General features: G+C 62.4%; 10 protein-coding genes. 1 reads left to right on the forward strand and 9 read right to left on the reverse strand.

Annotated elements, in window-relative coordinates; translation table 11 throughout:
• Positions 1–165 precede the first annotated feature (165 nt).
• The 9 genes from FWD29_05085 to FWD29_05125 form a co-directional block, all read right to left on the reverse strand.
• Positions 166–519, reverse strand: a complete 354-nt coding sequence (locus FWD29_05085; GenBank protein ID MCL2803309.1) for a type II toxin-antitoxin system VapC family toxin — start codon at positions 517–519, stop codon at positions 166–168.
• A gap of 29 nt (positions 520–548) precedes the next feature.
• Positions 549–803 (reverse strand): type II toxin-antitoxin system prevent-host-death family antitoxin, encoded by a 255-nt coding sequence (locus FWD29_05090; GenBank protein ID MCL2803310.1) that lies wholly within the window; start codon positions 801–803, stop codon positions 549–551.
• An 86-nt stretch (positions 804–889) separates the two neighbouring features.
• Positions 890–1,195 (reverse strand): hypothetical protein, encoded by a 306-nt coding sequence (locus FWD29_05095; protein ID MCL2803311.1) that lies wholly within the window; start codon positions 1,193–1,195, stop codon positions 890–892.
• A 71-nt stretch (positions 1,196–1,266) separates the two neighbouring features.
• Complete coding sequence (locus FWD29_05100; GenBank protein MCL2803312.1) at positions 1,267–1,854, reverse strand: DUF4870 domain-containing protein; 588 nt, start codon at positions 1,852–1,854, stop codon at positions 1,267–1,269.
• Between the two features lie 87 nt (positions 1,855–1,941).
• Complete coding sequence (locus tag FWD29_05105) at positions 1,942–4,758, reverse strand: sulfide/dihydroorotate dehydrogenase-like FAD/NAD-binding protein (GenBank protein MCL2803313.1); 2,817 nt, start codon at positions 4,756–4,758, stop codon at positions 1,942–1,944.
• The gene (locus FWD29_05110) at positions 4,755–9,764 is read right to left on the reverse strand and encodes a 2-oxoacid:acceptor oxidoreductase family protein (GenBank protein MCL2803314.1); all 5,010 of its coding nucleotides are present in this window, start codon (positions 9,762–9,764) and stop codon (positions 4,755–4,757) included. The genes FWD29_05105 and FWD29_05110 overlap by 4 nt, the downstream gene beginning before the upstream one ends.
• Positions 9,765–10,141: 377 nt before the next feature.
• Complete coding sequence (locus FWD29_05115; protein ID MCL2803315.1) at positions 10,142–10,603, reverse strand: hypothetical protein; 462 nt, start codon at positions 10,601–10,603, stop codon at positions 10,142–10,144.
• A complete protein-coding gene (locus FWD29_05120) occupies positions 10,603–11,664 on the reverse strand; it encodes an inorganic phosphate transporter (protein ID MCL2803316.1) in 1,062 nt (353 codons plus the stop codon). Before FWD29_05120 ends, FWD29_05115 begins: the two co-directional genes overlap by 1 nt.
• A gap of 22 nt (positions 11,665–11,686) precedes the next feature.
• The gene (locus tag FWD29_05125; protein MCL2803317.1) at positions 11,687–12,307 is read right to left on the reverse strand and encodes a DUF47 family protein; all 621 of its coding nucleotides are present in this window, start codon (positions 12,305–12,307) and stop codon (positions 11,687–11,689) included.
• A gap of 327 nt (positions 12,308–12,634) precedes the next feature.
• Here FWD29_05125 and FWD29_05130 point away from each other — a divergent pair, with 327 nt between their 5' ends.
• Positions 12,635–13,432, forward strand: a complete 798-nt coding sequence (locus FWD29_05130) for a hypothetical protein (GenBank protein MCL2803318.1) — start codon at positions 12,635–12,637, stop codon at positions 13,430–13,432.
• Positions 13,433–13,442: the final 10 nt, after the last annotated feature.

Consider the following 13,442-nt stretch of genomic DNA (forward strand, 5'->3'; position numbering starts at 1 on the left):
AAGGCCCTGAGGCACTTGTTGATCCGGATGTTGACGGGGCAACGATGTGCCGTGCCTCTGCCGGCGACCACGATGCCGTACACAACTGCTGGAGTTATCCACAGCCCATGGCGTGACGCGTCTTGGCCGGGCAAGCTGGATGGATGAGCGCTCGCCGACCTCGGCTCACTTGGGGCTGAGCACCGTGATGCCGAGCGCTTGGCAGGCCTCGATCATTCGCATGTCGTAGGTGACAATGGCGTCGGCATTGAGATCGATCGCAGCGGCGATGTGCAGGGCGTCAAGGCTGCGCAGGGTTGGATGCGGCAGCAGCGCTGCCTGCCGGTAGGTCGAACGGTCAGGTGTGGCCAGATCGAAAAGTGCGAGGATCGCGGCCACGTCGCCGCCGGAAGCACCGACCCGGACCGCGACGCGGCCCAATTCGGTCTCCAACAAATCACTGGAGACTGTCTGGTGCTTTGGATCGCCGAGTTCAGCAATGAGCGCAGCGCTTTCCGGCTCAGATACCAGAAGTTTCACCGCAGCCGAGCTGTCGACGTAGCGTCGCATCAGATTCGGTCCGCCCGCAGCTCATCGAGGATCTCTAAGGCCGGTGTGTCGCCGGCCGGGTGGAGTGGAAAACCGTCAAATCCGCGTCTGGTGGCCGGCCGGGTGATGGGCAGGCGCGTCGGTTGTGACGCCGGAGTAAGCGATCCGATTGGCGTCCCGTTGCTCGTCAAAGTGAACGACTCCCCAGCTCGGAGCCGTCGCATGATGTCTGCCGAGCTATTACGCAGTTCACGCTGCGAGATCACCGTCGTCATGACGCTAGCGTAGCACAGTGCTACCGGCCAGTCTGATCCCTTGGTGGACTGCCAAACGTATCCGCGAGCCGTGCTGGATTCAGTGGTCAGTCGTTGGTGAGCGCGTTGCCGCTGGCGTCGCACTGCATGACCCGCTGGTAGGCCGACAGTTCAGTTTTGACGTCCTTAGACGGATCGGACTGCAACAGTTTGAATTGCAGCCGGCAATACTCCTGCCGCTCTGTTTGGCAGTCGGGAGTGAACGGCTGGCCGGTTTGCCCGCAGCCATTTTTGACCGCTTGGGACAGGGCGCTCCTGACCTGGTCCAAGCTGACATCCTCGGCCTGACTGCAGGCGGCCAGCAGTAGCGCCGCGGCCGCCAGCGCCAAGCCGCGCCGAACCGCCAGGGGCACTGTTCCAGCACCCCTGGCGAGCGGTTTTTGGTCTTGACGGTCCCCGGACACTGCGGACGGTGGGACCGGGTTTACTTGATGATCCGGAGGCTGATCGGATACCGGTAGGCCGTGCCCTTGTTGGCTGCCATGGCGCCCATGATGCCAAAGACCAGATTAGCGACAAAAATGGCGGGAAGCAGAATCCACATAACGAAAAAGAGAGGCGGGAAGATCAAGATGAGAAGGAACGAGACTATGCCAGCCGCAACAAAAGCAATGGCCACCGTGATCTGGAAGTTCAGGGCTTCTTTGGCTTGGTCATCGACAAAGCGACTCCGGGCTTTGAAAACTAGCCAGATGATCAGCGGGGCCACAAAGTTAGAGGGAATTCCGCCAGCGTGGGCCAGAGTGGCCCAAAGCCGTTCTTCGTCTGGCCGCAGCGGCGGAGCCTGACCAGCAGGCACACCAGGCGGTGGGTACTGCCCACCCTGCGGCGGGTAGGGCTGACCGGGCGGCGGCCCTTGGGGCGCAGGCGGCGGGTAGCCGGGCGCACCCTGTGGCGGGTACTGCCCACCAGGTGGTGGTCCCTGCGGCGGAGGCGGCGGCCCCTGCGGCGGCGGCCCCTGGGGAGGTGGCCCCTGCGGCGGAGGCGGCGGTGCCGGTGGGATGTTTGACATTGGATGCTCCTTGCGACTCTTCGGGCTAACCCCAGGAGCCTAACGCCAATGCAGGCCCCGGGTCTAGCAACCTGGTTGATCAGACGGCTACCTGAGACCGTGGCGCAGGCGGCTGGCCTGCTCCTGGGTAGCAAATTGGCGGTAACGCGGCAAGAACTTGTCCCAGTCAATGGCGTGGGCGTCGATCTCCGGGCCGTCAATGCAGGCGTGTTTACGCACCAGCCGGTCACCTTCGATTACGGGCACCATACAGGCCCCGCACATGCCTGTGGCGTCAACCATAATCGAGTTCAGCGAGGCCACAGTCTTGACCTCAAAACCCCTGGTCAAGTCGGCCACCGCCCGCATCATCACAGCCGGCCCAATGGCGATGACTTCGCCGATGCCGGCGCCTGAGCCAGTCTTGGCCGCCTTCAGTAGGTCTTCGAGTGGGTTGGTGACGAAACCCTCGACCCCGAAGGAGCCGTCATTGGTGGTGTAGATGACCTCAAGCAGATCACCGAATTCGGCCCGTAGCGATTCGATTCGTTCTTCTGCTCCATCCCAGAACATCAGATCCTTGGTTCTGAAACCGGCGATTAGCACGCAGTGGTTACCCAGCCGCAGGTGTTCGCGCAAAATCGGGTAGACGGGAGGAAGACCCAGACCACCGGCCACAAACACGACTCGGTCAGCGTCGTAGCGGTGCAGCTGCGACGGCTGGCCCAAGGGACCGGCCACCCCAGCCGCCGTTTCGCCCACCGCCAAGGCGTTGATCTGGTGCGAAGAGGTGCCAACCGCCTGGACCACCAAAGTGATGGTGCCAGCCTGGGCATCCCAATCGGCCAGGGTCAGCGGTATCAGCTCGCCGACTTCTGCCACCGGCAGCAGCCGGACAAACTGTCCAGCCTGGGCTGCCGCCGCGATCACCGGCGCGTGAATGACCAGCTCCTCGATGCCCTCAGACAAATGGGTTTTGGCCAGGACAACCGCCCTGGCGGCACCGGTCTGGGAGTAGCGCCCGGCACTGGCCACCATGGCCTTGACCTGATCCAGCTCCAACTCCGGTAGGGCCTGGATCTCGCGGGCGGCACTTTGACCATCGCCGGCCGCCAAAATGGCGGTCGAACCGCCCCGCGCGGCATCGCCACCGGTGTAGACACCGGGAACTGAGGTTTCCTGCGACCCGTCGGCTTCCAGTTCGATTGAACCCCAGCTGGACACGGCCAAGCGCGGTTCAGAGTCCTTGATGATGGGGTTGGCTGAGTTACCTAAGGCCATGATCACCAGGTCAGTTGGCATATAGGTGGTCTCACCTGTGGCCACTGGCCGCCGCCGGCCAGAATCATCGGGTTCACCCAGCTCCATGATGCCAACCGTGGCCCCGGTCACAAACGAAGTCGCCTCGTCGCCATGGAACTCAGTCGGCGCGCGCAGCGTCGCCACTATGACGCCTTCTTCGATGGCGTGTTCAAGTTCCTCGACCCTGGCCGGCATCTCGGCTTTGGTGCGGCGGTAGACAATCTGAACGTGGCCGCCCAGCCGGCGGGCGGTGCGGGCCGCATCCATAGCGGTGTTGCCACCGCCAATCACCATGATCTCTTTACCGGCTACGGCCGGCAAAGGTGTCTCGGTGTCATCGCTGGCCGCGCCCATCAAATTGACCCGGGTCAAGAACTCATTGGCAGACATCACGCCAACCAGGTGTTCGCCCGGCACGTTCATGAACTTGGGCAGCCCGGCGCCGGAACCAACAAAGATCTTCCAAAAACCGGCCTGGGCCAATTGCTCCAGGGTGGCGGTCTTGCCCACCACAAAGTTGGTCACAAACCGCCCACCGAGCAGGCGGATCTTCTCAACGACATCGTCGATCAGGGCGTTGGGCAAACGGAACTCGGGGATGCCGTAGCGCAGCACGCCGCCCAGTTCGTGGAAGGCCTCGAATACCGTCACCGGGAAACCGTCGCGGGCCAGTAGGTAGGCCGCGATCAAACCGGATGGACCCGAACCGACAATGCCGACAGGCGGTTTGGTGGCGACCTGCCACGGGTCGGAGACACCGGCGAAACGCTCGGCGTTGGCGTTGGGGTGGACCTGCTTGTCCCATTCAGCTAAGAACCATTCGACCTGACCAATGGTCATGGCGGTCTTATGCAAGCAAACGCCCTGGCACTGTAGTTCTTGCGGGCAAACCCGGCCGGTCACATTGGGCAGCGGATTGGCCTGCTCAAGCATTTTGACCGCCTGGTCAAACCGGCCCTCGCCAATTAGCCCAAACATCTCCGGAATGTCAATTTTGACCGGGCAACCCCCCACCGGGTCGCGTTTGCCGGTAATCAGCTCGCCAATGACGCAGTTCTTTTCAGCGCATTGTTTGTCCCGCAGCGCCTCTAGCCACACGAACAGCTCGCATTCACGCAGCGTGAAACCTAGGGCCTGGTAACCCAAGTAGCCGGTGTTGACCAGGGATGAATCCTTGACCCGTTCTTCCGGTGGGCGGATGTAGGGCGGAATGGCGTTATTGGCCGGCCACTGCTCGCTTAGTCCATCGAACATGGGGTAGCGGTCAGATAGGTGGCTATCCAAACCCCGGATAAAGGCCCGTTTCTTGCCCACCGGCAAATTCCACAAGAACCGCAGCATGACGGTCGCGACATCGCCGCCAGCCAGCAGCATGTCCCAGATCCGCAAGGTCAGTTCCTTGGAAATGTCGCGCTGCTTGAACTCCCAAGCCACCGCCGCCATGCCCTGCTCCAGGAAGACATTGCGGAAAGCCCGCGGCTCAACGGCCAGAGCCTGTTCCAGCACCGTCACCTGGTTGCGGAATTGGCGCACCTGCGGGCTGGCACCGAGCTCGTCCAGCGCCGCCCGGTCAGCCTCAAGCTCGGCCCGGGCTGTTTCCCAGCGTTGAATCTGGTCGCTCACTGGATGATCTCCGCATCGCAATTGGCTTTGACCCGCTTGATACGCCGCGCCATTTCTGCGTCGATCACCACCGAGTCGATTGCGCCTTCAATCATTCGGCCCACTATTTGCGGTGCACCGTCGACCAAAATGGTGGTCTTCTCGAATAGCGCTGGCAGCTCCTGGTAGCAGGTGGCGCAGTCGTTGCATTTGGGCAGGTCAGCCGGATCGAGCCAAACCGGGTAGTCGCATGGGCTGGTCCCGTCCGATGCCGGTGCCTCAGCGCCCGGGCCAGGGCCAGCTGGTGCGGCTTGGGCGGGGCTGCCAACCCCGATCGAGGCGGCTAGCCCAGTAGTTGGAGCGGCCGAGGAAGTGGCCAGGTCAGCCATGGCCGCCGCGATCTGGTCGAGCGACTGCTCGCGCGCGTCCAAGGCCTCGCTGTACTGGGCCTCAAGGGCTTTGACATGGGCCAGGTGCTCGGCGTTGGCCAGGGCTTGGTCGCGTCCGGCCAGCAGCCGCAGCGTCAACCAGAAGCGCTTACGTTCCTCAACCAACTCGACCATGGCTTCCGAAACCGCCACTTTGATCAGCCGTTGGCGCTTGTCGGTCGAGTAGATGAAGGCCACTTTGCCCAAGCGCTGGTCCGGCGGCAGTTCGATGAATTCGGCCAGCGGAATGGCCTGTTCTTCGACCTCAGGGCGCAGTTTGGAGAACTGTTTGGCGAAGCGGATCTCACCTAAGGCGAAATCGGCCGGAGTCAAAGGCGCTTCGAGTAGCTGGGTCTTGCCCTCAGCATCGACATGCTGGATGTTGTGGCTGGCCCAGATCTGGTCCATAGCCGGGTTGCCGTCCAGGGACAACCGCTCCGGCAACGACTCGCCACGGGCCGGGTCGTGCACAAACATTGGCGCCATCCGCGATTCGACCGCGATCCGGCCGCGCTCGGCTGAGAGTTCCTCGCTGAAGCCGTTCTCCGTACCGCACGGGGTGAAGAGCTGGATCACTCCGGCGCCGCCTTGGTAGGCCAACAAACCGGCCGCGGCGGCAAAGAAGTGGCTGTGCAGAGCCGAACAAGTGGCGGCGACATAAACCGAAGGATGGAACAGGGCGATCAGCCCAAGCTCCTTGCGGGCCTCACGTTTGCCAGCATGAGCCTTGCCATAACGAGCCAGGTCGGCATCTTGACCGGTGTAGCTAGCGGTCGAGGCCTGGCCACCAGTGTTGGAGTAACCACCGGTGTCCAGCACCACCGTCTTGATCGGAACACCGTTAGCCAAGACCCGCGACAAGGCACCAAAGCCAATGTCATAGGCGGCACCGTCACCACTCATTGACACCAAGGCTGGCATCAGGGCCGCCTCGGCCGGGGTGAAGTCACGCCAATCCAATGTCGCCAGGGCGGCGGCCAGGTCCGGGGTGTAGGCGTCATCTAGCTCCGCCGCAGCCAGGCGGGTGGCCCTGACCTCACCGACCAATTGGCTGGCCAAACCCTCGTAGATGCCGGCCGCCAGCGGCTGGGCGTCTTGGAACAGCGAATTCACCCACGGGTCGGGGTAGGGGTTGAACGGCATGGTCGAGGCGTAAACCGAAGAACAGCCGGTCGAATTGGCGTAGACCACCGGAGCCGGGCCGGCACCTGTGGGGCCGGCCTCGTAGTTGAACAAACACCGATCCAAGGTTTCGATCAGATTGGCGATGCGCTCAGCCCGCCCGGCTTGGTCAGCCTCCAGCCCATCAAGCTTGGCCTTGAGCTGATCAATCAGCTCGGTCAGCTTGGCCACATGCTGGCCGCGTTGGGCCTTGCCTTGGGCGTGGCAAATGGTTGAAATCAGGTGAATCGGTGTGACCTCACCACAACCACGGCAAGCCCCGTGGCCGCCGGTCATCGAATAGTAGGCCGTGTGGTCCAACAGCAGCCGCTTGAAGTCGCCCTCTTCCAGAGCCCCGGCCGTGAAGCGCTGCGGCGTATTGGGCAGGGCCGTCATCGCTTCGAAGCGAGCCTGGATCAAGTCAAGGATCGAGCCATCCTGGTCCACAGTGTGCAACACCCCTGGGCCACAAACGTCAACGCATTGCATACAGCCGGTGCACTTCCAAGGATCGACTACCACCGAAAGCAGGCCACCGCTGCCGGCCCGCTCCTTCTCCATGGCATCGAAGAACGGCCTGGTCCGGGCGACCGGGAAGGCGGCCAAGTGTTCGACCAGAGCATCGATGTGCTTGGCGATAAGTTGATCATCACCCAAGGCGCTGGCCGCCGGACGCAAAATCTCAGGCCAAGTGCCGGCATCGGGCGTCTCCAGCAGCAGACGGCGCGCCTCCGCGCCCCAGGCGGGTACCAGGCCATCAAGCTTGGTCCTTTGGGCCGGCGGCGGCGCGATCGCGGCGATGGCGCTGGTTAGCAGGTCATGCAGCTCATGAACCGTGTTAGGGATGGCCGTATCAGGGCAAGCAATGGCGCATTCGAGGCAGCCGGTACAGCCTTCAGGCGTGAATAGCGGCACCTCGCGGCGGAAAATGCCTTTATCTTTGCCGGCGCCAGTGGCCGGTGGCATAAACAACCCGGTGCCAGGAAGTACCGGGGTTTCGGCAATGGTGCCCTCTTTGAAAGGCGTGCCAACAGCAGTGTTGAAGTAGTCCGGGTCAAACAAGGCCTGAGGGCGCACCGCCGTGGCGGACAGAGACATGGCCGCACTCAAGGCCACAGTGCGCTGTTGGCGGCGCTCAGTGGCGGATTCAGCCGTCACCAGCTCGTCGTAGTTGACCCGCTCGGTGGCCTCGCTGGCCGCTTCGATTACGGCCATATTGGAGTCGACAATGGCCTTGCCTTTGCGGCCAAACTTGTGGTCAATCTCGTGGCGAACTTTGTCCATGACCTTGTCCAACGAACCGGCCTGTTCCAGAACCGCATCGACGTGACCAGCAATGGCACCAACGAAGGCGATGCCCATCATGCGGGTTTGCAGGGCCGGATCCGGCGCCAATCGCCTGGCCACCTTGAAGGCGTCCACGACGTAGAAGTGGATATTGCGTTCCTTGATGGTGCGCCGGGCGTATTCCGGCAGCGACGCCCAAACCTCGGCTGGGCTTTGCGATGCCTGCAGGATGAAGGTGCCGTCCCTGACTAGACCCTTCAGCGGGTTGGTGTGGATAAACACCTGATGGTCGGGCGAGACCACCACTTCAACATCTTCGAGCTCGTTGTTGGTCAAAAAGACCGGCTCCGGCGAAAGCGTGATGTAGTAGTTGGTGGCGGCACCCGATTTCTCTGACCCGTATTTAGGGGCCGACTTAGAGCGCATACCCAGCACACCAGAGAGCACATCGGTCAGCAACTTGCCGGTTGCAATGGTGCCGTAGCCGCCAACCGAATGGAAGCGGATACGCAAGGCCTCGGGTGGCAGAATCGGTGGGTTTTCGCCAGTGGTTAGGGCCATGGCGGCTGTTTCTGGATAGGCCTGGCGCATTTGCTCTTGGATCTCAGCCTGCAAGCCGGTCGGGTTCTCGGAGAAGAACTGTGAACCGAGGTAGATCAGCGGCGCCAGGTCGTCATTGGTCATGGCCTCAAAAGCAGCCACAATGTGGCGCGGTTGAACATCATGACCGCCCAAACCAAAAATGCCGGTGGTTAGCTGGGGTGCGGCCGCGATTGGCGGAATGCCTGGGTAGCGCGCCTGGCTGGCCTGGTGGTTGGAAGAGGCTTTGAACAGGGCCTGGGAGACCAGGCGGGTTAGGGCCGTGTCGTCGGAACGCTCCAACACCATGACGGCCTTGGCCCCCTTGACGGCCTCGACCAGCTCGGCCTCGGGGAAGGGCTGAAGCAGCTTGACCGAAACCACCCCGACCTTCTGGCCTTGGCCGCGCAGATAGGTCACCACGGCCCGGATGTCCTCAGTGATCGAACCCATGGCCACCATGATGTAGTCGGCATCTTCACAGTCATAGGTCATAACCGGGGCATAGCTACGGCCAGTCATACCGTTGTATTCAGCCATGGCAGCGCGCACCAGGCTGGGCACGGCGGCGGCGAAGTGGGTGCGGTGGTCGGCCGAGCCAGCCTGGAAGTCGGGCTGGTTTTGGACCGGGCCGGTTAGGCCAGGGTTGTTCGGATCAACCAGGGCCGGCACCAATTGCCGCGTGCCCTTGGTCCAGGCGTTGACCCACTGGCGGCGGAAGGGCTGGCGCAACTCTTTAGGCACCCAAGGTAGAGCTTTGGCGATAAGGGCCGCATCGGCATCGGCCTCAATGGCTTCGCCGTTGGCCGCCAGGTAACCGCGCAAGGCCTCCAGGTCCGATGGCGGGAAGTCGCCGGCGTGACGGTCCAACCAGGCGTCCAAGGCCCAGGCGCGGCCCTTAGCGCCAAACAGCACCTCTTGGGCCTTGGTGGGGCAGGCGATGCGGGAGGCCGGGTCGCCCAAATACTCCTTCAACAAGGCCGGTTCAGGCAGCCGGGCTTCGCACATGACGTGGCTGGTGGCGAAGCCGTCCATGGCGTTGGCCACGGGAATCAGCGACAAGGCGGAAGTCTTGTAGGCGATCGCGGCCAGGTCAGCCGTCTCTTCTGGGTCGGAGCCAAACAAGATGGTGTAGCCGGCCGGCAGTAAGGCGTAGACATCGTCATGTCCAGCCATGACGTTAAGGGAGTGTTTTGACACCACCCGGGCGGCCACCTGCAGCACAAAGCCGCCAATGCGCTTGCCAGCCGTGACGTAATGCGATTCCAGAGCGTACAAAATGCCCTGGCTGGAAGAGGCGTTGGAAATGTAGTTCCCACCGGTCAGGGCCGCGCCCAAGGCGCCGGACTGAGCTGAATGCTCACCTTCAGCCTCGACGAAGAAGGCGTGTTTGCCCCAGACGTTGAGCTGTCCCTCCGCTCTGGCCGCCTCGAAGGTCTCCGAAATCTCGGTCGAAGGTGTGATGGGGTAGCCAATCACACCACCGCAAACATGGGCCATGACATGACTGATAGCGCCATTGCCGTTGATTACCTGTCGCGTACCTGGATATTTAGGCTGGTTGGATGTCACGTTGCACTTCCACTGTCGCTTCGGGGGGTCGCAGGACGGGGGTGAGACCGTCTCTGGCCGGGATGGGTTGGGTAGACAATACCCGTCTAGTCAAGGTCCGCCGTACCATTTGTCGCCGTGCGGCGATCCTGAGACCACTCGGGCCGGCCGGAGCCAGGCCTGATTGTCCTTCCGTTCCCATCAAAACGGTCCTGCTTTATCTCCCCTAGAGGTTGTTGGGCAGCGCCAAGCGCCGCCACAATCATGGGACGTTTTCATCCTACGTATTTCTGCGGCCTTCAGACAGTGTCACAAGGCCTAGGCGGGCTGTTACCGCCGTCTCCTAGGCCACTGACAGGGGTTTTGGCTTGGAGTGAACTACCGTTTGGGCCCGGGGGTTACTGGCAGCGGGCTTGTTGGTCTTGGTCAATGGCGGTCAGGGCCTCGGCAAAGCCGGGGTAGTCGGTGCCGGTTACCGGGATTGAGTCATTGGCGGCCTTAACCATCGAGTCAAGGTCCCGCACTATCTGGGACCACTGCCTGGTCAGCTCCGGTGGGGCCAGGTCGCGCAACTCGGTATAGACCTCAAGGGCCTTGGCCAACTCTTCTGTGTTGTCGGCCGACTCAAGGGCATTGATGTCAATGCCTGGATCGGCCTTGATGGCGCGGCAATAGGCGGCTTCGTCGAAACCCTCATCATGGCCGCAAGCGGTCAACGGTCCAAGACTCAGGCCAGCCAGTCCAATCAGGCTGGCAGCAACCGCTAACCGCCTGGCGCGACTGTTTCCGCCCAGCTGGGTATCGGGCGCGGGCAGGTCTGACCGGACGGTCCGGCACGGGCCGCCCCTCAGTCGCTGCACTAGGCCACCCCAAGCCAAGCTTGCAGGCCGTGCAGGGCAAAAAAGGCCAGCGCCCCAGCCGTGCCGGCGGCCGGGAAAGTGATGATCCAAGCGCCAACGATGTTCTTGGCCACCCCCCACCGCACAGCCGAAAGCCGGCGGGTGGCGCCAACGCCCATAATGGCGCTGGTGATGGTGTGGGTGGTGGAAATTGGGGCCTGGAAAACGAAGGCCGTGGTGTAAAGGACCGAGGCCGCCACGGTTTCAGCCGCGAAACCGCGCACCGGGTCAAGTTCGATGATTTTGCGCCCAAGTGTCCGCATAATGCGCCAGCCGCCGGCGTAAGTGCCAAGCGAAATGGCGGCCGCCGCCAGCAATTTGATCCACAGCGGGATGTCGCTACCTGGCGCGATCCAACCGATGGTCAAACCGGCCATGAACATCACACCCATAGTCTTTTGGGCGTCCTGCAAGCCGTGGCCAAGGGCCATAGCCCCAGCTGAAACAATCTGCAGGTGGCGGAAGCGGCGGGTGGTTTTGGACGGGTTGGACCGGCGGAACAACCACATCAGTCCTACCATCAGGGCAAAGGCCAACGAGAAACCGACCACCGGCGATATCACCATGGGGATCAGCACTTTGGAGCCAATTTTGGCCCAGTGAATGGTGACGGCGGCATCGGGGGTGTTGCCGGTGTTGAAAAAAACCATCGCCGCCAAGCCAGAACCTGTCAGCCCGCCAATCAGCGCATGCGAACTGGATGAGGGCAGGCCCTTCCACCAGGTGATCAAATTCCAGGCAATCGCCCCAACCAGGCCGCCCAGCACAATGAAGAGGGCCTCGCCAACGTGGCCGTTGTCTTTCAGGCCGTTCAGGTCGACTGTGTCGGCAATGGTTTTGGCCACCCCGGTGCCTAATAGCGCTCCAACCAGGTTCATCAGGGCGGCCATTGACAAGGCCACCCGGGGCGTCAGGGCTCGGGTCGAAACCGCCGTAGCGATGGCGTTGGCCGCGTCGTGGAAACCGTTGGTGAAGTCAAAGGCCAACGCCAAAACCATGACGGCCAGGGCAATGACCACCAAAACGGTCGAAGTGGCCACAGCCCTATGATTCCTTCAGACAGATCGTCTCGACTATGTTGGCCACCCGTTCGAAGGCGTCAGCCGCCGCCTCTAGGGTCTCGATCAGCTCTTTGAGCTTCATGATCAAAATCGGGTCAGTTTCGGTCTCAAAAAGGTCTGCCACCAGCGCTCGGTAGGCCCGGTCGGCCTGGTTTTCCAGCCGGTTGATCTCGACCCAGTAGTCGCTTAGGCCTTGCATCGACTCCAAGTTGGGCATGGTCTCAGCTGTCAGTTCGGCCGCCCGTTGCAGAATCTTGATCTGTTTGCCGATCTTGCGCGGGATTTGGTGAATCCGGTAAAGCACAATCAGGTCGGCCGCTTCCTCCATGTAGTCCATGCAGGTGTCCAGCGCGCTGGCCAGCTCATACATGTCATCCCGGTCGAATGGCGTAACAAAAGTAGAGTTCAGGCGGCGGATAATGGCATGGGCGGCGTCATCGGCGTGATGCTCAATCTCGCGGACCTGGGCGGCCAGGTCGACCCGTTCGTCGAAGTCTGCTTCCACCATTTCGCGCAGGGCCTCGGCCCCGGCTACTAGGTGCTTGGCCTGCTCCGCGAACATGCCAAAGAAGCCAATGTCTTTGGGGGTGATTCGGAATCGCACCGCTTACTCCAATGCCACAGAGATGGACCGACTGCCCGCACCGGCGCCCAGGCCGGTGCTAGGAGAAGCTTAGTACCGGATCGCGGAGCGCCAGTCGGCGCGAAGGCCGCTCGTAGCGGCTTGTTTTGGAGCCCGGGGCTTCCGCGATCCGGCACAAACCACACTAGGGCATTTTGCTGGCGGCCGGGTCACGGGCAGCGGGTCCTACCAATTCGGGACCTTGGGGTTGAATAGAACTAGGCCTGCAGGGCGATGGCGTCGCCTGGTCCGGGCGGTAAAGTCACCTAGACAAAGCCGCCAGACGGCTTCAGACGTGTTTGACCGTCGGTGAACAGAAACGAGAGAACGGATCAGATGTACCGCTACATCAGGTTGGCCGCCACCGCCGTGGCTGGCGGCGCCGCACCGCTTGGGCTCTACCTGGGCGAGGTACCCAGCTGGGTCCTGATCGGGTTGTTGGCCCTGGTTTTTGTTCTCGGATGGCCTGAACTGGCGGCGCTGCCCCAACCGCTCAGTGCCCGGCTGGTCCTAACCGCGGCGGCGGCCCTGTCGGTTGGCCTGGCGGCCTTTTGGAGCAGTTCGTCGATGGCGGCCACGGCCGTGCTGGTAGCGCTGGGGGTCGGTTTTCCACTGGCTGTAGTGCGGGAGTTGGCTCGGCCTTTACCCAGGCCAGGCTTGATCAGGTCGCTGACTGGCACCAGCGCTGGCCTGGTCTTGGTGACCCTGGCCGGCACCTACTTTGGGGTCGAAGGTGGTCCTGACCAGCCCTGGGTTTTGGCCCTAGTCGGAACGGCTGGGCTGGCCGCGGCCTGCCTGGTGCTGATGGTTGGTTTACCGTTTGATCGACGTTTCAGCTGGGTGCCCTTGGCCTCGCTGTTTTTGGCACTGGCAGCCGGCTTTGGCGCCGGCTGGGGCACGACCTTGCTAGTCGGTGAGGTCACTTGGTGGCTGGGTGGAGCTGTTGGGGCTAGCTGCGCCCTGGCCCCTGGATTCTTGACCCTGTGGTTGGCCAGCTGGCCAGCGCGGACTTGGGCAGTGAGGCCTTCCCTGCGTGACGCCGCGCTGATTACCTTGCCAGGCGTGGTGGCAGCGCTGCCGGTCTGGGCAGCCGGACTGATCCACTAGTCCCTGCCTG

This window comes from Micrococcales bacterium, assembly GCA_009784895.1.
Taxonomy (GTDB): domain Bacteria; phylum Actinomycetota; class Actinomycetes; order Actinomycetales; family WQXJ01; genus WQXJ01.